At 47.4% G+C, this 23,235-nt stretch carries 19 protein-coding genes; 10 read left to right on the top strand and 9 right to left on the bottom strand.

Features of this window, described 5'->3' with window-relative positions; genetic code table 11:
- Positions 1-388: 388 nt before the first annotated feature.
- Both PKOR_RS09600 and PKOR_RS09595 read right to left on the bottom strand, forming a co-directional pair.
- The gene (locus PKOR_RS09600; protein WP_046314321.1) at positions 389-1,678 is read right to left on the bottom strand and encodes an aminopeptidase P N-terminal domain-containing protein; all 1,290 of its coding nucleotides are present in this window, start codon (positions 1,676-1,678) and stop codon (positions 389-391) included.
- A 165-nt stretch (positions 1,679-1,843) separates the two neighbouring features.
- Entirely contained in the window at positions 1,844-2,845 is a 1,002-nt protein-coding gene (locus tag PKOR_RS09595; RefSeq protein WP_046310381.1) for a glycosyltransferase family 9 protein, read from the bottom strand.
- A 179-nt stretch (positions 2,846-3,024) separates the two neighbouring features.
- On the opposite strand from PKOR_RS09595, the gene PKOR_RS09590 reads away from it, so the two are divergent.
- The 4 genes from PKOR_RS09590 (at position 3,025) to PKOR_RS09575 (ending at position 8,472) form a co-directional block, all read left to right on the top strand.
- Entirely contained in the window at positions 3,025-3,810 is a 786-nt protein-coding gene (locus tag PKOR_RS09590; protein ID WP_052738795.1) for a hypothetical protein, read from the top strand.
- Between the two features lie 162 nt (positions 3,811-3,972).
- A complete protein-coding gene (locus PKOR_RS09585) occupies positions 3,973-5,205 on the top strand; it encodes a M16 family metallopeptidase (RefSeq protein ID WP_046310380.1) in 1,233 nt (410 codons plus the stop codon).
- A 51-nt stretch (positions 5,206-5,256) separates the two neighbouring features.
- The gene (locus tag PKOR_RS09580; protein ID WP_046310378.1) at positions 5,257-5,901 is read left to right on the top strand and encodes an O-methyltransferase; all 645 of its coding nucleotides are present in this window, start codon (positions 5,257-5,259) and stop codon (positions 5,899-5,901) included.
- A gap of 306 nt (positions 5,902-6,207) precedes the next feature.
- Positions 6,208-8,472, top strand: a complete 2,265-nt coding sequence (locus PKOR_RS09575) for a LysM peptidoglycan-binding domain-containing protein (protein ID WP_046310377.1) — start codon at positions 6,208-6,210, stop codon at positions 8,470-8,472.
- Between the two features lie 116 nt (positions 8,473-8,588).
- Here the strand turns inward: PKOR_RS09575 and PKOR_RS09570 are convergent, their stop codons facing one another.
- Entirely contained in the window at positions 8,589-9,908 is a 1,320-nt protein-coding gene (locus PKOR_RS09570; protein WP_046310375.1) for an MFS transporter, read from the bottom strand.
- Positions 9,909-10,187: 279 nt separating this feature from the next.
- Between PKOR_RS09570 and dnaE the strand changes: the two genes are divergently transcribed.
- The gene (gene dnaE, locus PKOR_RS09565; protein WP_046310374.1) at positions 10,188-13,811 is read left to right on the top strand and encodes a DNA polymerase III subunit alpha; all 3,624 of its coding nucleotides are present in this window, start codon (positions 10,188-10,190) and stop codon (positions 13,809-13,811) included.
- A gap of 68 nt (positions 13,812-13,879) precedes the next feature.
- Here the strand turns inward: dnaE and PKOR_RS09560 are convergent, their stop codons facing one another.
- Positions 13,880-14,881, bottom strand: coding sequence for a hypothetical protein (locus PKOR_RS09560; RefSeq protein ID WP_046314318.1), 1,002 nt, complete (start codon positions 14,879-14,881; stop codon positions 13,880-13,882).
- A gap of 408 nt (positions 14,882-15,289) precedes the next feature.
- On the opposite strand from PKOR_RS09560, the gene trxA reads away from it, so the two are divergent.
- On the top strand, positions 15,290-15,616 hold the full coding sequence (trxA, locus tag PKOR_RS09555) for a thioredoxin (RefSeq protein WP_046310372.1): 327 nt from the start codon (positions 15,290-15,292) through the stop codon (positions 15,614-15,616).
- A gap of 78 nt (positions 15,617-15,694) precedes the next feature.
- Here trxA and PKOR_RS09550 read toward each other — a convergent pair whose 3' ends face one another.
- The 3 genes from PKOR_RS09550 to PKOR_RS09540 form a co-directional block, all read right to left on the bottom strand.
- Positions 15,695-16,357: a hypothetical protein gene (locus tag PKOR_RS09550; RefSeq protein ID WP_046310370.1), complete on the bottom strand. Its 663-nt coding sequence runs from the start codon at positions 16,355-16,357 to the stop codon at positions 15,695-15,697.
- Positions 16,358-16,443: 86 nt separating this feature from the next.
- Entirely contained in the window at positions 16,444-16,950 is a 507-nt protein-coding gene (locus tag PKOR_RS09545; RefSeq protein WP_046310369.1) for a DUF421 domain-containing protein, read from the bottom strand.
- A 42-nt stretch (positions 16,951-16,992) separates the two neighbouring features.
- Positions 16,993-18,924: a hypothetical protein gene (locus PKOR_RS09540; RefSeq protein WP_046310367.1), complete on the bottom strand. Its 1,932-nt coding sequence runs from the start codon at positions 18,922-18,924 to the stop codon at positions 16,993-16,995.
- Between the two features lie 130 nt (positions 18,925-19,054).
- Here PKOR_RS09540 and PKOR_RS09535 point away from each other — a divergent pair, with 130 nt between their 5' ends.
- Positions 19,055-19,468, top strand: coding sequence for a DUF5329 family protein (locus tag PKOR_RS09535; protein ID WP_052738793.1), 414 nt, complete (start codon positions 19,055-19,057; stop codon positions 19,466-19,468).
- Between the two features lie 55 nt (positions 19,469-19,523).
- Positions 19,524-19,880, top strand: a complete 357-nt coding sequence (locus PKOR_RS09530) for a SpoIIAA family protein (protein ID WP_046310365.1) — start codon at positions 19,524-19,526, stop codon at positions 19,878-19,880.
- A gap of 77 nt (positions 19,881-19,957) precedes the next feature.
- Here the strand turns inward: PKOR_RS09530 and PKOR_RS09525 are convergent, their stop codons facing one another.
- Entirely contained in the window at positions 19,958-20,989 is a 1,032-nt protein-coding gene (locus PKOR_RS09525; protein ID WP_046310364.1) for an isoaspartyl peptidase/L-asparaginase family protein, read from the bottom strand.
- Between the two features lie 99 nt (positions 20,990-21,088).
- Between PKOR_RS09525 and PKOR_RS09520 the strand changes: the two genes are divergently transcribed.
- Both PKOR_RS09520 and PKOR_RS09515 read left to right on the top strand, forming a co-directional pair.
- Positions 21,089-21,643 carry a hypothetical protein gene (locus tag PKOR_RS09520; protein WP_046310362.1) on the top strand — a complete coding sequence of 185 codons (555 nt, stop codon included), beginning with the start codon at positions 21,089-21,091 and terminating at the stop codon, positions 21,641-21,643.
- A gap of 188 nt (positions 21,644-21,831) precedes the next feature.
- On the top strand, positions 21,832-22,542 hold the full coding sequence (locus tag PKOR_RS09515) for an OmpA/MotB family protein (protein WP_046310360.1): 711 nt from the start codon (positions 21,832-21,834) through the stop codon (positions 22,540-22,542).
- An 85-nt stretch (positions 22,543-22,627) separates the two neighbouring features.
- Here PKOR_RS09515 and PKOR_RS09510 read toward each other — a convergent pair whose 3' ends face one another.
- A complete protein-coding gene (locus tag PKOR_RS09510; protein ID WP_046310358.1) occupies positions 22,628-23,152 on the bottom strand; it encodes a DUF6141 family protein in 525 nt (174 codons plus the stop codon).
- Positions 23,153-23,235 lie beyond the last annotated feature (83 nt).

Genomic DNA, 23,235 nt, shown 5'->3' with positions numbered 1-23,235 from the left:
ATTCTACAAAATATATGTTGATATGACAATACGTGCATGTTTTGAAACGAGTTTATTTTATACTTAAAAAATCCCCTCGTTTCAGGAAACCTCAGAGGCTTCCTACCATGCCATTTCATAAAGAGAAAATGTTCGTCCATAGGCATCTTAAATAACCGGTTGAACATAACACATTGTGCTCCACTTGGTAAATTGTACTGGTTTTCTCGATGATGGTTCTACCAAGCACATAGTTTATACTTCAAACTGAAACTGTAGCGCAAGGTTTTATGCCAAAAATTATTTTGATGCAAGGGACTTTTTTTTGATGTAAGCACAACAAAAAAGGCTGCAGGAATTTATCCTGCAGCCTTTTCCATGCATTGTGCATACGGTACTTCCGGTATGCTTATTTTTTCATCAGTTGCTCAATGTCGTCGGCCTCTATAGGGATATTCTGCATTAGGTCCTTTGGCCCGTTGTGGGTGATGAGGATATCGTTCTCCAGGCGTACTCCAATCCCTTCTTCCCGAATATAGATTCCGGGCTCACAGGTAAACACCATCCCCTCCTCAAAAGGCCTGAACTTGTTGCCAACATCGTGTACATCCAGCCCGAGGTGGTGTGAAGTGCCATGCATAAAGTACTTTTTATACAGCGGCTTTTCAGGGTCCTGGTTACGCACATCGCCCTCATTGAGCAAGCCCAGTTTTATCAGCTCGTTCTCCATCAGGGTACCAACAAACTTGTGGTACTGGTCCAGCGTGTTCCCCGGCACCAGCATTTGTACCGCTGTTTTCATTACAGTCAGCACCGAATTATATACTTCGCGCTGTCGCTTCGTAAACTTACCGTTAACTGGCACCGTGCGCGTAAGGTCTGCTGCATAGTTGGCATATTCCGCCCCGAAGTCCATCAACACAAGGTCTCCGTCTTTGCACTCCCGGTTGTTATCTACATAATGCAGGATACAGGCATTTTCGCCTGAGGCAATAATAGACTCATAAGCCGGCCCTTTGGAACGGTTGCGCAGGAATTCGTGGTAAATCTCCGCCTCAATCTCATACTCCATTACACCTGGCTTTATAAAACTTAGCAGCCTGCGGAATGCTTTATCAGTAATATCGCATGCTTTCTGGATCAGCTCTATTTCACGCTCAGACTTAATAGCCCGCAAGTGGTGCATAATTGGGGCGCTCCGCTCGTACCTGTGCAGCGGATAACGTTCTTTTATAGTTTTGATGAAGCGAGCATCGCGGGTTTCCACCTCTACTACGGCACGCAGGTGCTCGTTTGTGTTCAGGTAAAGGTGTTCTGCCTCAAATGCCAGCAGATTCAGCACTTGATCAAATTGGTGTGTCCAGTAAACAGTCTTGATGCCTGAAGTCTCCCGTGCCTGCTCCTTAGTTAGTTTATATCCCTCCCAAGTCAGGATGTGGTCGTTGGTTTCGCGTATGAACAACAGCTCTTTCATGCGTTCATCCTTGCAATCCGGGAAGAGCACAAGTATACTCTCCTCCTGGTCTACACCTGACAGGTAAAACAGGTCGCTGTTTTGCCGGAACGGCATAGTACCGTCGGCATTGGTTGGCATCATATCATTAGAATGAAAAATAGCGATGGACGAAGGTTTAAGCTGTTTTATAAAGTTGTGGCGGTTGCGCACAAAAAGCTCCTGTCCTATCGGGAGGTATTTCATGAGTTTTATTTTGAAAAGGTTAAGGTAGATGTAATTTGCACTATTAAAGTTAGCATAAAGCTGCAGATCGGGCAACTTCACGCCGCCTTGCTACTCCAACGTGGTAAAACGCTGCCTAAGTATAAAATCAGCTTTGGCTGTGCTTACCCTTCCTCCTATAGTTGCTTATGCTACTGCTGCAGCTTTCTCCAACACCGCCAGCAACTGTTCGTTTCGTATCTCACGGGCACATTTAAAGTGGCCCTCAGGACAAGCTTTGTAGCCATGCAAGCCACAGGGGCGGCAGTACAGCGGCCCTTCCCGCTCCACCACCTCGGCAAAATCAGCCAACGGGCCAAAGCCAAAGCGCTGCACCGTAGAGCAGTAGATGGCACAGGTAGGAGCATTCAGAGCTGATGCCAAGTGCATTGGGCCCGAGTCGTTCACATAGTTCAATACAGCATCACGCATCAGCGCGGCAGACTGCAGCAGGTTTAGCTGCCCGCACAGGTTCTCCACCCTAGTGCTTGTGCTTTGAGCCATGATCTCCTCACAGTGCTGCTTATCGGCAGGTGAGCCCAGCAGGTATATTTTATACTTTGGGTCGATACTGTTGATGAGTGTTACCCACTGCTCCTGCGGGTACTGCTTCGTAAACCACACTGAGGTTGGGGCCATGCAAACGAACGGCTCCTGCTTCCACTGCTCTACTTTGGCAAAATCTGTCTGGCCAGGGTACAGCTTTGGCTTGGCCGGAATGGCGTTTGTTATACTTTGGATGAGCATGTTGTTGCGCTCCACCTCATGCGTACCAGACTTTACATCGTGCACATAGCGGCGGGTAAAGAGGCGGGAAAACGGATTTTTCTCAAAGCCAACGGTTTCTTTGGCACCTGAAAAGGCTGTCAGGAAGCCGGTGGCGCCGAAACGCTGCACATTTACAACCAGGTCATACTTCTCAGCCCTGATTTGCGAGAGCAGCCGCATCAGACTTTTATACTTGCCTTCCTGCTTGTTCCAGATCAGCACCTGGCGCAGCAGCGGGTGATCTTTCAGCAACCCCTCGTTACCTTTACGCAGCAGAAAGTCAAGCTGAGCCTCCGGGTAAAAAGTATGCAGCTTTTCTACCAATGCTGTTGCCAATACTACATCTCCCAGAAAAGCCGTTTGTATGATCAGTATTTTCATTGTGCCTATGTGTCTGCACAGGCAAAGCTACGCCAAAGTGCCTTTAGTTAAAAATGCAACAGGTACCTGAGGCTTTTAACTTAAAAATCAGAATATTTCACTAAATCTATCAAAGCTTGCTTGTAATTACTGCCTACTTTGCCTAAGTTGGCATACTATGCTGCGCAGAATATAATTTTATGAATACACCCTTTACCGCCTTCTCTTTAAATAAAAGTATAAAACAATTTGCGCTGCTTCTGGCTTTGCCCCTGGTGTTGGCTGGTTGCGGCACTTCTGCTTATATGCCTAATGTGCCCAACGTACCTATGTTCACCAAGAAGGGAGAATTGAGCGCTGGCGGCCACGTTACACCTAAAGGCAATATTACTTTTAACACCGCCTATGCCGTGTCTGACCATTTCGGTGTACTGTTGAATGGTTCTATGCTGAGCAGCGAGCGCCGTAAACGGGATTTGCGCCATAACCTGCTGGAAGCTGCCGGTGGCTACTTTACAACTTTTGGTCCTGAAGATAATCGCATACTAGAAATTTACGCTGGTTTTGGCGGAGGCAGCTCTGAGCGCACAGAAAAAGAAGAAAACAAGGAAACAGGCGTCATGACCTACGAACGCTACGATGCGAACTTCAGCAAATATTTTCTGCAGGTAAACTTCACTTCCAAGCGCAAAAAGTCGCTGCGGTTGCTGAACAGGGAGTTTCCGTTGAATTATGGCACTGCCCTCCGCGCAAGTTACCTTAACATGCACGATTATGCTGTTAATAATGTGCCGGGGGAGTTGGAGGATAATATCTTCCTGGAACCCATCTTCTACACCCGCCTCACATTAAATCCGTCAGTGCAGCTGCAGTATACCAGCGGTACCACCATCGGCCTTAAGAACCGCGATACACTTACAGCAGCCTATTCGGTGTTTGCTGTTGGTTTTGTGATTAACGTGGGAGGCAGGGAGAAAAAAAATTAAAACGCCACCTCCTAGTACAGAGGCCTTTGCTCTTCCTGAAGTAGTTGCTGCGCTGTTTTGGCTAAGGCAGCGGCTATACTACATGTAAACCTAACAACATACCTCACGCACCTTAATATCCGGTACTTTTTCCGTACCTTTGCAGGCTAATTTTAGAATTGAATGCCTGATTATCATATCCATACTTTACCTAACGGGATACGAATTGTACACAAGCAGGTGCTGCACACCAAGATAGCCCACAGTGGCTTCGTGATGGACATTGGCAGCCGTGATGAGCTACCGCAGGAGCAGGGCCTGGCCCACTTCTGGGAGCACATGGCTTTCAAAGGCACCCAAAAACGCAAATCGTTCCACATCCTTAACCGCCTGGAGTCAGTGGGCGGAGAATTAAATGCTTATACCACAAAAGAGAAGATTTGCTTTTACAGCTCTGTGCTGGACAAGCATTTCGAGAAATCTTTTGAATTACTGACAGATATTACGTTTCACTCTGTTTTTCCGGAGCGGGAAATCGAAAAAGAGCGCGGCGTAATATTAGAGGAGATGTCGATGTACCTCGACACACCAGAAGAGGCCATAGTAGATGAGTTTGATGCTGTGGTTTATGAGGGTCATTCGCTTGGCAACAACATACTTGGCACAAAAGAAAGTGTGTCCGGCTTTCAGAAACAGGATTTTCTGGGTTTCCTGGACCGGAACCTCAGCACCGATGCCTTGGTATTCTGTTCGGTAAGCAACCTGCCTTTCGAGAAGGTGGTAAAGCTAGCCGAAAAGTACCTCAGCGATGTACCAACAATACAGAAGCAGCGTGTGCGAATTCCTTTCACCGGATACGTGCCTAAGAATGTAACCATTGAGAAGCCTATTTCGCAGGCACACTGTGTAATTGGTTGCCCGGCTTATCCTCTTTCCGACGACCGCCGCATCCCTTTCTTTATGCTGAACAACCTGTTAGGTGGCCCTGGCATGAACTCCCGCCTGAACCTGGCAGTGCGCGAGAAGCATGGGTTGGTATACACCATCGACTCTAACTACGCCACATACATCGATACTGGCCTTTTGAGCATATACTTTGGCACAGAGAAAAAACAACTGAAGCGGACTACCACACTGGTGCTGAAGGAGCTTAGAAAGCTACGCGAGAAGCCACTTGGCTCCCTGCAGTTGCATACAGCCAAAGAGCAGTTGATGGGCCAGCTGGCAATGGCTGAAGAAAGTAACATGGGCCTAATGATGATGCTTGGTAAGAGTATACTTGATCAGGACAAAGTAGAGTCGCTAAACGAGATCTTCGACAAGATCAGGAGCATTACGGCGACAGATCTTATCGACATTGCCAATGATGTACTGCGCGAAGAACAGATGAGCTTTCTGAACTACGTGCCAAGCTAATTGCTAAATTAGCTGACTGTTAGACTATAATGTATCCAACCACCAAAAACTATGGAATTTATAGACGAAGAACTGCTGCGCTACTCTGAAGATCATACCTCGCCTGAAAGTGAGCTGCTGCACAAGATAAACCGCCAGACGCACCTAAGCGTGATGAAACCTCGCATGCTGTCGGGGCACCTGCAGGGCCGGCTGCTTTCGCTTTACGCCAAGATGATACAGCCAAAGCAAATCCTGGAAATCGGTACCTACACAGGCTACTCAGCCCTTTGCATGGTTGAGGGGTTGCAGCCGGGTGGCACGCTTCATACAGTAGATATAAATGAGGAGCTGGAGGAGCGGGTGCGTGGTTATTTTGACGAGTCAGGCTACGGCGAGAGTATAAAGCTGTACATTGGCAATGCGCTGGAGATCGTGCCTACCATCAATGAAGAGTTCGACCTTGTTTTTATCGATGCAGATAAGATTAACTATGCTCGTTACTACGACATGGTGGTGGACAAAGTACGCCCGGGCGGCTACATTATCGCCGACAACGTGCTTTGGAGTGGCAAGGTGCTGGAGAAGTACCGAAAGAAGCTGGATGAAGACACCAAAGCCGTCCTGGACTTCAACTTGTATGTGCATCAGGATGAGCGTGTAGAGAATATTTTGTTGCCTGTGCGCGACGGATTGATGATAGCCAGAAAAAAATAAACAACTTATAGAGGCCCTTACTGAAGGGCCTCTTTTCTTCTCCCCTACCTCCCCTTTAAGCTTAACTTTCTATCCTTCTGTGGCTTAGCTATTACGTCATATCCTGTAAGAGAAATTTTATACTTTTTAGCTGCAAAAAATAATGAGGAACTTAGTGAGTCGTTATTAAATACGAAGCTTTTTCCGTTAATTTTGCATTAGCTATATTATAATCTGAAGATATTAACATAGAGCTATTTATCTATGCTTAACTCAACAGAAAGTAGAGCCTCTTTACACTTTAGCCAAAATCTAGCGCAGCTCGCCATGAGTAAAACCTTTACCACATTTCTGATCCTCCTGCTTCTGCCATTGCTGGTATTGGCACAGGGAGTTACTGTACCAAACAACATCTACTTTGCCGACATCCATTTGAAGATTTCGGACAGGGCCCAGGCCGAGATACAAAAGAAAGTAGACGCCCTGCAACGCAGCCAGGCATACTTCCAGATTAAAGTAGACTTGGCGGATGCTTACTTCCCGATCATTGAGCGTGTGTTTAAAGAAGAAGGAGTTCCTGATGACTTCAAGTACCTCGCGCTTCAGGAGAGTGGTTTGATAGGTGATGCCGTTTCTACTTCTAATGCGGTTGGTTATTGGCAGTTTAAGCGAGAGGCTGCAATGGACTTTAACCTGCGCATGGACCGCGTAGTAGATGAGCGCCGCCACATCGTAGAGGCTAGCCGTGGTGCCGCTAAATACTTTAAGCGCAGCAATAACTACTACAATAACTGGATAAACACACTGTTGTCTTATTACCTGGGCTACTCAGGTGCCAAAGCTTATACCAAAGCTACAGACCATGGTGCCACCAAAATGGATATAACGGAGGAGACGAACGAATATATCATCACTTTCCTGGCGCACAAGGTTGCCTACGATGCTTATGTAGGTAAAGCCAATCCTCCGGCTATATCGCTGCGCGAGCTGCGTGCTAACCCGGGACAGAGCCTTTCAGAAATTGCCGTAGCCACAAAAACAGACTACAGCGAACTGGAAAAGTATAACAAGTGGCTGTTGGGCAACACAATTCCATCAGACAAGGATTACTACGTGATGATTCCTGTTCGCAATAGCAATGGCAATGAACCCGGTCTGATCGCTTCTGCTGAACCTCAAAAAACAGCCCCGCGCCAAACGAGCTCAAGCAAAGCCTCTGCAGCTCTGGTAAAGCGTAATAACCTGAATGCTCTTGTAGCCCGAGAAAGCGATACAAAAGACAAGCTGGCGCTTCAGGCTGGTCTGTCTACCCGCAAATTTTTGAAATATAACGACATGCACAGCTTCGACAAAATTGAGGCTGGTACTGCTTACTACATCGAAAAAAAGAAAACAAGCGCAGATGCAGAGTACCATGTAGTGCAGCCAGGCGAAACCATGCAGATGATTTCGCAGCACTACGGTATGCGCCTTAACTACCTGTTGTTTAAAAACCGCATGAAGCGCAACGAAGTGCCTGTACCAGGACGTGTACTGTGGCTACAGAAACGCCGCCCAGGCCATACCCCGGTTGAAGTACGTGACCTGAAAAAGCAAAATGTAGCTACTGCCTCAAAGCAAAACTATGAGCCAGTAACTGATCAGGAGGCTTCTTCTGCTCCTAAAAAAGATAATATTTTTACCCGCTTTATCGAAAGCCTGAAGGGAGATCAGCAACAGGAGTCTAACAATAGCAGCAGAACCTCATCGACCAAGACTGTAGCCACGGCACCTGTTGAGGAAGAAGAGGTACTAGAAGATGAGCCAGACTTTGAGGAGGAGGCTCCTACTACACAGGCTCCAGCTCCAACTAAGTCAAACACTGCCCTTTACCCGGGCACAAGTAAGACCAACACCAGCAAGCCTGCTACTGCCGCCGAAACTACTTCTCCAATTAATATGGAAGAGGAAGTTGAAGAAGAACCATTCACTCCAGCTCCTGCTTCCAAGCCTGCAGCCGCAACTGCTCCTGCGCAAGCATCAAAAGCTGAGGCTAACACTACTACGCATGTTGTTAAACAGGGCGAGACGCTGTATGGTATTTCCAGGCTATATGCCGTAACAGTAAACGACCTGATTGCTTGGAACACCTTAGGAGACTCTCCTCTAAAGTTAGGACAGGAGCTAGTGATCGCAGAGCCTCTGCAGCAGCCTTCAGCCTCCCCTTTTACTGAGGACCCGGAGGAAGTACCAGCTACAATGCTCAGCACCAGCAACGCTTACCATACTGTAGCAGCAGGAGAAACGCTCTACCAGCTTTCCAAGAGGTATAATGTGACGCTGGACCAGTTGTGCCAGTGGAACAGCCTGACTGACAGCAACCTTAAGCTAGGTCAGGAACTGCGCGTGAAAGCTCCTGCTACACCGACAGCTACGGAAGCCGCTCCAGCAGGCAACAAAGCAAGCGGCACCGTTCACCACACCGTAGCTTCCGGCGAGAGCATGTACCAGATCTCCAGGAAGTATAATGTAACGATCAAAGACATCATGGAGTGGAACAACAAGCCTGACTTCTCGGTAAGTGTTGGCGAAAAGCTCCTGATCAAGAGATAACAAGACTTATTTTTAAACCAACACAAAAGCAGCTTCGTGAAAACAGAGCTGCTTTTGTGTTTATACCCAGACACCACTCTTTATACTATGTACAGCAGGAGAGACAGCAGAGATTTTTACCGTTCCTCCGGCGGAGCGGTTAAGTTGGAGGCACTTTGCAAGCCAGTGGCTATCTCCGGCACAATGCCAAGGCGCTCGTAGATGGGCTGCACCATGCGGCGGAGCTTAGGTCGGTTTACAGCAAAAGGTATAATACTTACAGCGCAAAGCAACCCACAGCCTGCCAAAGTATACCCGACTCCAATCTGCTCTGCCACCGAACCAGCCAGCATGCTGCCAATTGGAGCCATACCCATAAAGGCCGTGGAGTAAAGGCTCATCACGCGGCCACGCTTGTCATCATCCACTAGCGTCTGCAGCAGCGTGTTGCACGAGGCCATGGTCACAATCATGCCAAAGCCACTGAAGAGCATTAACACCAGCGAGAGCAGCAGCATTTTGGAAAAAGAGAAGGCGATAAGGGCCAGCCCAAAGATTAACATCGTGCAGATAATCACCTTGCCAAGCCCTATCACAGATTTCCGCTGTGCCAGGAATAGTGCACCACTTAAAGCCCCAAAACCAGAAGCCCCCATCAGGTAACCTAGCGTATTGGCACCGCCGTACAGAATATCTCTGGCAAAAACAGGTAACAACACTGTAAACGGCATCCCGAACAGGCTGAGCAAGGCCACAATAATAATTAAAGCTCGAATAGGCGGAAATCCGAAGGCATATCGAAATCCGTCTTTAAGTGACTGCCATACCTTACGCTCCTGCTGTACCCGCTCAAAAGGCTTCAGGCGCATGAGCAACAGCGATGCCAGCACGGCGATGTAGCTGACGGCATTTATCAAAATACACAGGCCCTCCCCCACGGCTGCAATCAACAAACCGGCAATGGTAGGCCCCACCAGCCTGGCCATGTTGAACAGGGACGAGTTAAGTGCTATGGCGTTGCTTAGGTCTTCTCTTCGCTCCACCATCTCTACCACAAAAGCCTGCCGGGTAGCTATATCAAAGCCGTTGATTGTACCTAGAAATGCACTAAGGGCCAGTACATGCCAAATTTCAATGTTGCCTGTGAGCACCAGTGCCGCCAGTGTGGAGGCTTGCAGCATGGAGAGCGCCTGTGTAATAAGCAGTACCTTGTGCCGGTTAAACTTATCGGCCAGCACCCCGGCAAAAGGGCCAAGCAGGAAAGAAGGTATTTGGCTGGAGAAGGTAACAGCGCCCAGCAGAAAAACGGAATCAGTGAGGCGGTACACCAGCCAGCTCAAGGCAATCTGCTGCATCCAAGTACCGATCAGCGAGATACCCTGCCCCACAAAGAACAACCTGTAATTACGCGAGCTCAGAGCCCGAAACATTCCACTCAATTTTCCTACTGATGCCATAGATTATTATGCTGCTGCACCTCCTTCAGCACAGGCCTATACTTACGAGTTGGTCAAGTTTAATAGTTATACTTTACTCTACCCTAATTTTTCTACAAATCTCCTTTTAAGCCGGGATTAATCCTTCCACATATTTGTTACAGCAAAGGCTGCTTTGGGTTTGGGGAGCCACCCTAATTTCCGTAATTTTAACATCCCGAAAATGGTTTGAAAGTATAGATACGCTCTATCAGAAAAGTCATTCTAAATTCTTCATTCGTAATTCATAACTCCACATAAATGCCTGTTTTTTCGCATTTACACACGCATACACAGTACTCGCTGCTCGACGGCCAGGCCAGCATTGGCGCGCTCATGAAAAAGGCGCAGGCCGATGGTATGCCAGCCGTTGCCATGACCGACCACGGAAACATGTTCGCTGCCTTCAACTTCGTGAATGAGGCCAACAAGTATAACGTGAAACCGATCGTGGGCTGCGAGTTTTACCTGGTACAGGACCGCCATCAGAAAACCTTCAGCAAAGAGGTAAAAGACGTGCGCCATCACCAGCTCCTGCTTGCCAAAGATCAGGAAGGTTACCAGAACCTGGCCAAGCTCTGCTCTATGTCTTACATTGAGGGCATGTACAGCAAATGGCCGCGTATTGATAAAGAGCTGCTGCTGAAGTATAGCAAAGGCCTGATCGCGACCAGCTGCTGTATTGGTGCTGAGGTGCCGCAAGCCATACTCTGGAAAAGCGAGGAAGAGGCCGAAGAAATCTTTAAGTGGTGGTTGGATGTGTTTGGTGAGGATTACTATGTAGAGCTGCAGCGCCACGGCCTGATGAACATCGACGGTACCGGCAAGAGCCAGGAGGATGTGAACCAGGTGCTGCTAAAATTTGCGGCAAAGTATAACGTAAAGGTAATCTGCACCAACGACTCGCATTATGTGGATCAGGAGGATTGGAACGCCCACGATATCCTGCTTTGCGTGAACACCGGCGAAGATCAAAGCACTCCGGTTGGCGACTTCCATACAAAATATTACCGCTTCCTGACGGACGACCAGAAGGTGATCTACGATACTGTGGAGAACGTGCGTCAGAAGTATAGCAACAACTCCAGCATCCGCCAGATGCTGAACCGCATTGATGAGGCTGGTCCGAAAACGCGCTTCGGCTTTCCGAACGACCAGTTCTACTTCAAGACTCAGGCTGAGATGAACGAGCTGTTCAAGGATGTGCCGGAGTCGGTGGATAACACGAATGAAATTGTAGACAAAATCACGCCGCCAAAGCTGAAGCGCGATATCCTGCTGCCTAACTTCCCGATCCCCCCGGAGCATGCCGATGCTGATGACTTCCTGCGCCACCTTACTTTTGAAGGTGCCAAGAAACGCTATGGCGAGATTACGCCGGAGGCTGAGGAGCGCCTGAACTACGAGCTGCACATCATCAAAACGATGGGCTTTGCCGGTTACTTTCTTATTGTGCAGGATTTTATTAACCGTGGCCGCGATATGGGCGTGTTTGTGGGTCCGGGTCGTGGTTCGGCGGCTGGTTCTGCGGTAGCTTACTGCATCGGTATCACCAACATCGACCCGATCAAGTATAACCTGCTGTTCGAGCGATTCCTGAACCCGGAGCGTGTATCAATGCCCGATATTGATATTGACTTTGACGACGTGAACCGCCAGCGTGTGATCGACTACGTGGTAGACAAGTATGGTAAAACGCAGGTAGCCCAGATCATCACCTTCGGTACGATGGCTGCCAAATCGTCTATTAAGGACGTGGCGCGTTCTACGTCTTTGCCATTGGCCGAGGCGAACGAATTAGCGAAGATGGTACCAGACACCCCTGGCACTACCTTGGCTAAGGCCTTTATGGAAAACCTCGATCTGGCTGCCATCCGCGAAGGAAACGACCATCGTGCAGCTGTACTTAAGCTGGCGGAGAAGCTGGAAGGCTCAGTTCGTAACACAGGTATACACGCTGCGGGTGTAATCATTGCCCCAGATGATATCACGAACTACATTCCGGTATCAACATCCAAGGACGCCGACCTGCTTGTAACACAGTTCGACGGTAAGGTGATTGAAAGTGCGGGCATGCTAAAGATGGACTTCCTGGGTCTGAAAACCCTGACCATCATCAAAGATGCACTGGAGCTGATCAAGAAGAACCATGGTGTTGATATCAACATAGATGACATTCCGATTGATGATGAGAAGACGTACCAGCTTTACCAGCGTGGGGATACAATTGGTACATTCCAGTTCGAGTCGGAAGGTATGCGCATGTACCTCAAGGACCTGCAGCCTACCAATATTGAAGACCTGATCGCTATGAACGCCCTTTACCGCCCGGGTCCGATGCAGTTCATCCCGAACTTCATTAACCGGAAGCATGGTAAAGAGGAAGTAGAATACCCGCACGAGCTGCTGGAGCCAATCCTCAACTATTCTTATGGTATCATGGTGTACCAGGAGCAGATTATGCAGACGGCGCAGATCCTGGCCGGATACTCACTGGGTGGTGCCGACTTGCTGCGCCGCGCCATGGGTAAGAAGGACATGAAGAAGATGGCCGAGGAGCGTGAGAAGTTTATCAAAGGAGCCGCCGAAATCCACAGCATTCCGGCGAAAAAGGCTTCGGAGGTATTCGACGTGATGGAGAAGTTCGCCCAGTACGGCTTCAACCGCTCTCACTCTGCCGCTTACTCGGTGGTGGCTTACCAGACAGGTTACCTCAAGGCTCACTACCCTGCCGAGTACATGGCTGCGGTGCTCACCAACAACATGAACGACATCAAAAAGGTGACGTTCTTTATCGAGGAAGCTCGCAAGCAAGGCGTAGCCGTACTTGGCCCGGACGTGAATGAATCTTTGCTGAAGTTCAACGTGAACGAGCAAGGGCAGATTCGTTTTGGTTTGGGTGCGATAAAAGGTACCGGTGAAGCTGCCGTGGAAGCTATTATTTCAGAAAGAGAGCAGAATGGCCTCTACCAGGACATCTTCGACTTTGCCAAGCGCATTAACCTTCGTGCCGTTAACAAGAAGACGTTTGAAAGTATGGCTTTGGCTGGTTGCTTCGATTCGTGGGAGCTGTACCACCGTGCCCAGCTGATTGATATACCGGAAGGCGAAAGTATGAGCGTGCTGGAGAAAGCAGTACGCTACGGCAACAGCTACCAGGCAGAGCAGCAGGCTGCGCAGCAGTCCTTGTTCGGCGGTAGTGCAGCTGTGGCCGCTCCGCTGCCAAAAATACCGGAAGTACCAGTATGGACGCAGGCTGAAATGCTTCGCCGTGAGAAGGAGGTCGTAGGTTTCTATATGTCGGGCCACCCGCTCGACCAGTTTAAGTTAGAGATTGACTCTTACTGCACTTGCCCGTTGGATAGGATTGAGGAGTATAAAAACCGCGATGTGAACGTGGCCGGTATGGTGACGGACGTGGTAATCCGAACTGCGAAGAATGGCAATCCGTTTGCGCTGTTCACCATTGAAGATTACGACACCTCGATGCAGATGGCATTGTTCGGAGAGGATTACGTAAAATTCTCGCCTTACCTGAAGATGGGCCTGTACTTGTTCATCCGAGGCAAAGTGCAGCTGCGTTATAAGTCTGAAGACCAATGGGAGCTGAAACCGCAGAACATACAGCTGCTCGGCGACGTGATGGATAAGATGGCACAAGGCGTACAGCTGAACATCAACCTGCAGCACTTTACACCAAACCTTGCTGAGGCGCTGGAAGGGGCAATTGTTGCTAGTGCTGGTCAGAAACGTCTGGAAATTACGCTGCACGTTCCGGATGAAAAACTGGCGCTGCCAACTTACTCCCGCAAGTATAGAATTGACCCTAAACTGTTCCTGAACTCGATTAAAGACATGGGATTGGGAGAGTGTAAGCTGATATAGTACTAACTGAACCATAGTTTTATGAAAAAGCCCCGGCCTAAATTAGGCCGGGGCTTTTTCATAAAATATTATTGGTGTAGATAAATGGCAGCTGCTCCTGCTACATTTTTAGAGTAGGCTGGCGTTGGATTTCCGTTAGAGGCTGGCATTTCGAAAATCAATACTTTACCTCCTTCACTTGCTCTTTCTGCCACATAAATGTGTTTGTTATCCTCATTGTAAGCCACATCCACTGGGTTGCCCAGCATTGTGTTGCTGCCCTCAATTCTTACCTGATCCGCAGCCATGATGGTACCGCCATTCGCTGTATTGCCAAACATTGAACTGAAGTTGCTGATTACAACGACCGCACCATCATTATCCACGGCGCCATCACCTACATCTGTTAGCCCCATTCTATTGTCTTTGCTGGAGTGCGTGATACCGTGTGTTCTCACAATTCCCTCCACTGTAACGCGTTTTGATGGCTCGATCATACCATTTAGATTGGAGAAGAAATTCTCAAAAGAGACTATGTCGCTGGAGTTATCGACCACCGCGTAAAGTGTATTGCCCTCAGCATGGATGCCCCACAGGTTAATGTTTACATCATACATGTTGCGGTAGCGTATCCCGCTTGGTGTGCGCTCATACACATAGAAGCGGTTCATGTTGTTGTTTAACACAGGATCAGCATCCTGAGCCACTACAATCATATCTCCGCTAACGGCTATTTCACGTGCATTGCTAAAGTCTGAACTGCTGGTGGTTTTGATCTCCAACGATCCGTTTTTGCGCTTCTGGTAAATTTCCAGCCTGTTGTAAGTGCGCGAAGCCAGAATAATCTCATCTCTGTCGTCGTTGTAGTAAATACCATCGGCATCCGTGGAGGCAATATTTTTCTGCTTCATTGATATATCAGAAACATCATCTACATCCAGTGTAGTAATCATGCCGCTGGTGTTGCTGCTAACGTAGGCCATGCTTCCTTCATCAGGAAAGTTAAAATCTATCTCGTCGTCTTTTTCGCAGGAAGAAAAAGTAAACAAGGCGGTTGCTAGCAATGTGCTGTAAGTTGATAAGTGCTTCATAGTATGTAGTTTATAAATGAAAGCCATACTTACGATACCAGCTTTGACTTAGGATTTTGCATTAACTCTTATAAAACAGCAGTTAACCATTGCCTTTGCTACTTATAATGAACTTCCGAGAAGAAACTGCTCCATACATCATCCACTGAGCCCTTCCTCCATTTAAAAATTAAGCAGTCTGTGGGAATAAATATTTGCATCCAAAACTTTTATTGACAACATTTGTTCATACAAACAATTAGTATCCTACGGCTGTTAATGTCGTAAGTATATCAGGTGCGATAGCGAAACTGCTTAGGCTTAACCAAGACAGCTTGTCAGGTTGGGTAAGTTTGGAGCCATATTTGCCAAACCTGTAATTGTTATTATATTTAACCATCGAAAGAAACACAACAAAACAATAAAGTTATGGCTAACAAAGCGATAGAAATCACAGACTCGAACTTTGATGAGATCATCAATTCAGATAAACCAGTGTTGGTAGACTTTTGGGCTGAGTGGTGCGGACCGTGCCGTATGGTTGGCCCGATCGTAGAAGAGCTGGCTGGTGAGTACGAAGGCAAAGCTGTGATCGGTAAAGTAGACGTGGACGCTAACCCACAAACTTCTGCAAAATTTGGTATCCGCAGCATTCCTACGCTGCTGGTATTCAAAAATGGCGAAGTGGTAGATAAGCAGGTAGGCGCAGTGCCTAAAAATGTGCTGTCTCAGAAGCTAGATGCTCAAATGGCATAATTATCTGAAGATAATAAGTATAAAAGGCCTCTCCTGCATAAGGAGAGGCCTTTTTGTTTCTGCCCATGGCTGCCGTCGCTATTTTATAGAGACTTCGAGTCGCACCATCAGGTTCTGATTGAACTTGTCTTCTTTGCTTCGGCTTTTTCCCTGGCTCTCCGACTGGTCTACCTCAATCCATACCGGATCATCGGTCATAAAACGGTACACGTAAAAGGGGCAGGTATCGCATTCGTTTGTCATGCCTACATATGGCCCACTGTCTAGCTTCGTAGCTTGCGGCCAACTAACGGCTGCAAACACACCTTGCGCCGGTAGTTGCAGGTTATATTCTGAAATATCGAGCCAGTGCCAATACGTGTTGTTTTTTGGCCGGAATACTAGTGGTTGTGGTAGCAGCGGGGCGCCAGGCTGCCCAGTAGAATCAACAGCGTATAAATAAACCTGTAGCTTATTGGGTTTGCTAAAAAGATCAGGGAAAGAGCGTTTATGGTAAATATAGACGCCTATTCTGTTGATAAACCCTTGCTGCCCATTAGCTGGAATATGATAAGCTGTTTGGTAATGCGGGTATTCCTTGCTTCCCCCGTGCCCATAGTCAGCTTTCTTCTGCTTGGTACCGAGCACTTCCTTGCGGAGTTCTGGCCTTACCACCACCTCTTTCAGCTTCACCTGACTCTGTGCAAGGCTACTCAGGCTAATTAAAAGTAACAGCAACAGCAGTATACTCCCTGATTTCATAAGCTAGTCATTGCTTTTTTGTGTCACAAAGGAAACAGAATTATCCCATACCAACTATAATTTTAACTATTTACAGCTAAAAGTGTTTAGTTATCCTGCTCTTTTTTAAGGATGATGCTGATTTTTCCGCTCCGTTCAAGGTAGGCGCTCTCTATACTTTCAAGTCCCCCGCCACAACCTGTGATCCGGAGAGCTTCTGTCAGGTCATTTTCTGTTACGCTGCTCTCACGCATAGCTTCGGTCTGAAGGTTACCATTTTTAACCAGTGCCTTTGGGCGGCCTTTTATAAAGCCACTCATAAAGTTAGTATGGTAAGCAAAGGCGGCAAGCATTTTATGCAGTAACACCAAAGTAAAGGCTGCTGTAACAGTAGGCCAGAAAGGGGCATTACCTGTTATGGCCCGACTTAAGATGGAGCCATAGATAATACCCAGTATAATGTCGAAAGCAGAGCTTTTGCCGAAGATGCGGTGGTTGCCTATCCGGATAATAAGTAGGGCGGCAAAGAAAATCCCTACCGCCCTTGCAGACATTTGCCACCAAGTTAGTGTATTGTCGTGTATGCCGAATACAATGTCAAAATACTCGCCCATACCCCTGAAAACGAGCGCTTTCAGGTGAGGGTTGTAGCTGTCTTAGCTGGCATCTTCGCAATTACAGATGCTTTTATCTAAATTATAAAGTATGTCAAAGTTTTTCTCCACCTCCTGTATCTGGTGCTGGAGCCGTGCATTGTACTCCTGCACCCTATCGAGTCGAACTTCGCTTAGCTCCTTCTTGTTCAGTGAGTCAAGCATCTTTATCGATTTGCCTAGCTCGCCGTTCTTCTCATGCATGCGGCTGATGTACTGGTCCAGATTGTCGTTAGTAGAAGCAGACACCGTTTGAAGGTTGCTCTCGATGCAAAGCTGGCGCTTCAGGTATTTAAACACAGTTGCCTCAGCATTCAGGTTAAGCTCTTCCTTTTTCTTCAGAGCCTGCTTTAGCTTATAAATGTCGTAGCGTTTGTTGTAATCTGTGATTGCTTCACGAACCTTTTCGCGGCAGCTCTGGCACTTGCTGGCTGTAGCCTTCTCCAACAGGGCATTGCGCTGTGGCATTGTTTCATCGTTCGCTTCCGTAGAACCCAAATTCTGCACATCCTTCATGAACACCTCATTATACTGGCGCTCTTCCAGCTTTTGAGTAAGCCGCACAATAGCCTCCCCCTCTACTGAGGCAGAAAGAAACTCTTTTTTTGGCAGCTCAATAGCATATAAGCGGGCAAGGGCAGCTTCTCGCTTCTCTGGGGATTGCCAGGATTTAGGATCGTTTTCCAGCTCACGCAGGGTGTTTACCAGCAGCTTTCCGTTCTTCAGGTTGTGGTCAGCCTCCAGATACAGATCAGCATTGGTGAGTATAGATTCATACTCTGAGCGGAAGATGTTCTGGTAAGTACTGTTCTTGGAGAACTCTTTCTCGCGTGCATCATAAATGCCTTTCAGGCGCTTATACTCCTGCACTATACCGAAAAGGTTCTTAGAGTTAATCTCCGCGCTGTTGTTGCGGTAGTTCAGACGGTATGTGTTCAGGTTGTGCTTCATGTCAGCAAACGAGCGCAAGAACTCTATAAACAGCTTCTCCTGACGGAATGTCTCATCATTGATCAGCTGCTGCTCGTATGCAGCCTGTATCTTTTGCTTGCGCTTCTCAATCAGGTCCAACGTTACCTCATCGCCTGTCAGCACATCCATTTTATAGAGCGACTTATAGTTTGCTACTACCATGTATGGGTAGTCCTTGTAGCCGGTCATCTCTTCCAGTTGGCGGCGATCCAGTTTATTTGGGTTCTTCTGCAGGTAATCAGCAAGCTTTACCGTCTTGATATCCACTTTCTTTACATCGTTTGGCACAAACACATAGATGCGCACCGAGTGCAAACGAGTATCAAAGTCCTGCCCTTCATACAGGCGGATGGTAGAACTAAATTTATACTCCTTGCGGCTGGCTCGGGCATTAAGCAGGTTACCAAACTCCCCTACCAGCGATAGAACAGCTCCTGTTGGCGTGGTTAACTTAGAGATAGCCATCAGCTGGTTAGCCACCAGGTTAAACACCTGATCGCTCTGCCCATTGGTAATAGCCTTTGCATTGATAACGGCATCAATGTTATTGTTCGCAGAGCCGAGCGGCATCTTATCAATAATTCGCACCACCTCCTGATGATCACTCACCTGGGTTTTATAGTCGTTCTTGTCCTGGTCGATGGCAAAGTTGTAAAGCGGGTACACGATGTCATCATTGCCGAACACCTTCATGTTTTTCAGCTGCGCTGTAATCATGAGGTACTCCAGCACATTGCCATACTTCTTCTTCGGCTTACGGGAGCCTGTTTCCAGTTCGTTCAGAACACGTGTAAAACGGTTGCCGTTAAAGAGGTAGATGTCGGTTGAGAGGTACTGCCATTCATCCGAAAATTCAAAATCATCGTTGTAACTATAGCCAAGGCGGGTTTCAATGTTCCGTTGTGCAAAAACTGCCTGCTGGCAAACTAGTAGGGTTACTAGAGCTAAAACTAATTTTCTCATAAACTACGGTTGCGGTCTTTAAGCTGTCTGTGGCTGCAAAATAAGCCAATTGGCTGAATCACTAAACGCTAAAGATTGAACTTAAGTGCATTAAAGATGCTAATAATAACGCTATAATCATAAAATTAATATGAAATCCAAGATGAAGGCCTATGTGCTGTTGAATTTGACCCTGTGCGCCGCCATAATCTCCGCACAAGATTGCTTTGCACAAGCCAATACACTCGCGATAACAGAAATAAGTGCAAATCAGCTATCTGAAGACCAGAAGGTAGCCCACCTGATACAGGTAGTCTCAAAGATGGAAGGAGCAATGTTTATCCGCAACGGCAGCGAGCATAGCTGTAGGCAGGCAGCAGAACACCTAGAGTCGAAGTGGGAGAAGCATCGGAATAATGTAAAAACGGCGCAAGGCTTTATAGAGGAGCTTGCGTCGCGGTCAGGCCTTACTGGAGAACCCTATAAGATCCGGTTTGCAGACGGGAGCATTAAAACTACAAACGAGGTACTACTGTTGGAGCTTAAACAACTGGAACAGAAATAGTTTTAACATTTGGCAGCTCATATCGTATAGAAAAACGCTATAACTCTATACCTGCATGTTACAACTACTCGAACAATCTAAAGAAGACTTGGTCGCTTTCCGGATTTCTGGCAATGTAGACCGTAACGACTATGATGTGATGTTGCCCGTGTTAAAGGAGCGGATTAAGCAGCATGGCAAAATAAGAGTATATGCAGAGGTGCAGGATGTAGAAGACTATACACTAAGAGCTCTCTGGGATGATATAAAGTTTGACCTCAAGCACGCCTATGACTTTAGTAAAGTAGCCTTGGTGGGAGATCAGAAGTGGGTGGACTGGCTGACCGTAATGGCTAAGCCCTTTACCAGTGCTGATGTAAAGTACTTCGACTTCAGTCAGCGGCAGTTGGCCTGGGAGTGGATTAACGTTTGATTTGACACATTTCATATAGGAAAGGGCCGGGAGCTTAAGCTCCCGGCCCTTTCTTTTTGTTCCTTGAGCCTCAGGGATTAATCCTTATAAATAGATACTTCAGCTTTTCCTTTCTTGATGTAGCCACGGTACATACCTGCTGAGTTGAATGGCATAGCGATATTGCCATTTTTATCCAGTGCAATCACACCGCCTTCGCCTCCACGCTCAACCAGCTTCTTCATCACCACCTCATCGGCAGCTTTCTTTACAGAGTAGCCTTTGTACTCCATCAGGGCAGCAATATCGTGTGCTACAACCGAACGGATAAAGTACTCTCCGTGGCCAGTAGCAGATACCGCACAGGTGTTGTTATCTGCATAGGTACCGGCACCAATAATTGGAGCATCACCCACACGGCCGTAGCGCTTGTTGGTCATACCGCCTGTAGAAGTACCGGCAGCCAGGTTACCATAGGCATCCAGCGCTACACAGCCTACTGTGCCAAACTTGTTGCCCTCTGTAAAGATGTTCTCGTTGCTGCTAGTGCCTCCGTCGTGGTCGAGCTGCGTTTTTTCTTTGTCTTTAATCTTTTGTAGTTGTTCGTAGCGCGTTTCGGTATGGAAGTAGGAAGGATCCACCAACTCGATACCCTGCACTTTGGCAAATTGTTCAGCGCCACTGCCAATCATCATTACGTGCTCCGACTTCTCCATAACCGCACGGGCAGCCGTGATAGGGTTCTTGATAGTAGTTACACTTGCCACAGAGCCAGCCATCAAGGTTTTACCGTCCATCACAGCGGCATCCAGCTCGTTCTTACCTTCGTTTGTAAACACTGCTCCCTTACCAGCATTAAACAGCGGGGAATTCTCCATTACATGGATGGTTGCCTCTACCGCATCCATACTGGTGCCTCCTTTTTTGAGCACATCGTATCCTACCTGCAGTGCCTCATTCAGCTTTTCGCGGTAAGCTTTTTCTTTTTCCGGCGTCATGTTCTGGCGGGTAATGGTACCGGCACCGCCGTGTATCACCAAGGTAATTTTACTGTAGTCGGGTTTGCCCTGGGCCAGGCTCATAAAGCCAGCCAACAGAAACAGGAGTAAAAAATATAAACTCTTTCTCATGGTTTGGTTTAAGGTGAGGGTATAGTTAAAGCATTGTTAAATATAGAGCTTTTTGGCGTATCCGGCACAAAATTCTCATCTTGCAGCCATACATCTATCATGCACATGTTCCTTTTCCGGCTAAGGCACTGGCAGGTCTTCCTGCTCCTGTGTATACTTCCATTCCTGCTACAATATGGCCTTATTTGGCTACTTGACACGCTAGGTGTAAGAGTAGGCAACATAAGCAGCATGGTACTAGATGCTCTTCCGGCAACGGTTTATACTTTGTGGCTCTGGCAAGTTGGAAGCATGCTGTTTAGGCGATTACCGTCAAGTATAAAAATTTCGCCGCTATACTTTCACCTCAGCAATATATACATTGTGTTGTACACTCTGCTCTTTGTATATACACTAGCTGTGGTGCGCGATAGTATGGCTGCAGGCACACTGCCGCTTGGCATGATGGCTTTGTTAGTACCCATGCATTTATTTGCTACTTTCTGTTACCTATACGTGGTATACTTTGCAGCACGTGCGCTGGTAAGCGTGGAGGAGCAGCGAACAGTAGACGGTGGTGAGTATGCAGGCGCTTTCTTCCTTTTTCTGTTGCTGCCAATAGGAATTTGGTTTCTGCAACCACGGCTCAGGAAACTTTATCTCTCAGATTATTAACTACATAAACATTATTTTGTAGAAAATATAGCTGTTATACAATATAACAAAGATTATTCCGTTTTTGAGCTTAAAGGACTGGTAAATTATTGGTTTTTATAGAGTTTTCTTAGTTTGCAGGCTGATCTTTTACCATATTTGCAGAGTATTCTCAAACATTATCCAAACAACAAATTAAATTATCACCCATGAAATCCAATTTCTTCAAAGCATCTCTGGCGCTTGTGATGTGCTCTACCATGATGGCATCTTGCGTATCCTCTAAGAAGTACGAAGACCTGCAAGCAAGTAAAGAAGCTCAGGAGCGTGAACTAGCTGCCTCTAAAGCTAAAGTAGACGAGCTTTCTAACTCTCTGAGAGAGCGTGAGCAAAAACTTGCTGACATGGAGCGTGCCATGAACGAGCAGCAGAAAGTTCTTGACAACCTGAAAAACGAAGTAAATGCAGCTCTGCAAGGCTTCAACCAAGGTGACCTGAGCGTGTCTGTAAAAGACGGCAAAGTATACGTTTCTATGTCTGACAAGCTGTTGTTCCCTACAGGTAGCACAAAAGTAAACCCAGGTGGCAAAAAAGCTATCGATCAGCTGGTGAGTGTACTGAAGAAAAACCAAGAAGTTGGTGTAATGGTAGAAGGTCACACTGATGACGTTTCTGTTATGAACGGTATGAAATACCTGACTGACAACTGGGACCTGAGCGTACTGCGCGCTACTGAGATCACTCGTCTGATGACTGACAAAGGTCTGTCTCCTGACAGAATCACTCCAGCTGGCCGTTCTTTCTACATGCCAGTTGACGCAGGACGTACTGCTGAGGCGAAAGCTAAAAACCGTCGTACAGAGATCATCCTGACTCCAGACTTCACTGAGATCTACAAAATCCTGGGCATCAAAGCCTAGTTTCGTACCTTATAAAAAAAGCGCCGGTGGCCTCTGTGCTACCGGCGCTTTTTTATTGCCCTTTCTCAGAGCACTGAAAAATATCCTAGGCTTCTACATCACTCTTTCCTCGCTTTGCCTCATTTATAGCTGACATTAGTTCTTCAGGCTGCTGCGTGCCTATCAGCAGGGGCTTCTCGTTGTAGAAGTACAGCTTTACTCCCTCACTACCCGACATATTAAAAGCTTTACCCTCAGAGCCCCACTTAATACCCCATCCTCCGTAGTCGACAATTGGGTTATAGGTAACGCGTTCATAATCTCGGACTAGGTGCAACGGTATTTTTACAGGTTTAATGTGAAAGGGCCAGAATCGCACCCGCACCTCCCCCGGCTGAACTTCTGTAGTAAGAGACATACGGTAGAAGAAGTATGGCAGCCCCAGCCCCACCAGCACAAACAAAACAGCCAGCTGCACATCCGAAACTGGTCTGTTGCCATAGCTACCGCCCAACAGCACCTGGTACACAAAGCCTGTCCAGAAGATAGATGCCACAGCTAACACCACCACCCACAGCCAAAACTGCCTGAACCGCTGCTTCTCCCGGTAAAGTATGATTCTATTAGTCATAAGACGTTTGACACAAGACTTAGAACTCCCAAGTAAAACATCTTACGGAGCGGGAGTAGCCAAAGATAGACAAACTGTAAGCG

The sequence above is a fragment of the Pontibacter korlensis genome, from assembly GCF_000973725.1.
Taxonomy (GTDB): Bacteria; Bacteroidota; Bacteroidia; order Cytophagales; family Hymenobacteraceae; genus Pontibacter; species Pontibacter korlensis.
This window is presented reverse-complemented; position numbering and strand designations above follow the sequence as displayed.

Bases quoted from the DNA above. Each gene is read 5' to 3' on its own strand.
- PKOR_RS09575 (WP_046310377.1), top strand. From the start codon at position 6,208: ATGAGTAAAACCTTTACCACATTTCTGATCCTCCTGCTTCTGCCATTG.
- PKOR_RS09525 (WP_046310364.1), bottom strand. From the start codon at position 20,989: ATGAGAAAGAGTTTATATTTTTTACTCCTGTTTCTGTTGGCTGGCTTT.
- PKOR_RS09550 (WP_046310370.1), bottom strand. From the start codon at position 16,357: ATGAAATCAGGGAGTATACTGCTGTTGCTGTTACTTTTAATTAGCCTG.
- PKOR_RS09545 (WP_046310369.1), bottom strand. From the start codon at position 16,950: ATGGGCGAGTATTTTGACATTGTATTCGGCATACACGACAATACACTA.
- PKOR_RS09580 (WP_046310378.1), top strand. From the start codon at position 5,257: ATGGAATTTATAGACGAAGAACTGCTGCGCTACTCTGAAGATCATACC.
- PKOR_RS09510 (WP_046310358.1), bottom strand. From the start codon at position 23,152: ATGACTAATAGAATCATACTTTACCGGGAGAAGCAGCGGTTCAGGCAG.
- PKOR_RS09515 (WP_046310360.1), top strand. From the start codon at position 21,832: ATGAAATCCAATTTCTTCAAAGCATCTCTGGCGCTTGTGATGTGCTCT.
- PKOR_RS09535 (WP_052738793.1), top strand. From the start codon at position 19,055: ATGAAATCCAAGATGAAGGCCTATGTGCTGTTGAATTTGACCCTGTGC.
- PKOR_RS09595 (WP_046310381.1), bottom strand. From the start codon at position 2,845: ATGAAAATACTGATCATACAAACGGCTTTTCTGGGAGATGTAGTATTG.
- PKOR_RS09570 (WP_046310375.1), bottom strand. From the start codon at position 9,908: ATGGCATCAGTAGGAAAATTGAGTGGAATGTTTCGGGCTCTGAGCTCG.
- dnaE (WP_046310374.1), top strand. From the start codon at position 10,188: ATGCCTGTTTTTTCGCATTTACACACGCATACACAGTACTCGCTGCTC.
- PKOR_RS09590 (WP_052738795.1), top strand. From the start codon at position 3,025: ATGAATACACCCTTTACCGCCTTCTCTTTAAATAAAAGTATAAAACAA.
- PKOR_RS09530 (WP_046310365.1), top strand. From the start codon at position 19,524: ATGTTACAACTACTCGAACAATCTAAAGAAGACTTGGTCGCTTTCCGG.
- PKOR_RS09600 (WP_046314321.1), bottom strand. From the start codon at position 1,678: ATGAAATACCTCCCGATAGGACAGGAGCTTTTTGTGCGCAACCGCCAC.
- PKOR_RS09520 (WP_046310362.1), top strand. From the start codon at position 21,089: ATGCACATGTTCCTTTTCCGGCTAAGGCACTGGCAGGTCTTCCTGCTC.
- PKOR_RS09585 (WP_046310380.1), top strand. From the start codon at position 3,973: ATGCCTGATTATCATATCCATACTTTACCTAACGGGATACGAATTGTA.
- PKOR_RS09560 (WP_046314318.1), bottom strand. From the start codon at position 14,881: ATGAAGCACTTATCAACTTACAGCACATTGCTAGCAACCGCCTTGTTT.
- trxA (WP_046310372.1), top strand. From the start codon at position 15,290: ATGGCTAACAAAGCGATAGAAATCACAGACTCGAACTTTGATGAGATC.
- PKOR_RS09540 (WP_046310367.1), bottom strand. From the start codon at position 18,924: ATGAGAAAATTAGTTTTAGCTCTAGTAACCCTACTAGTTTGCCAGCAG.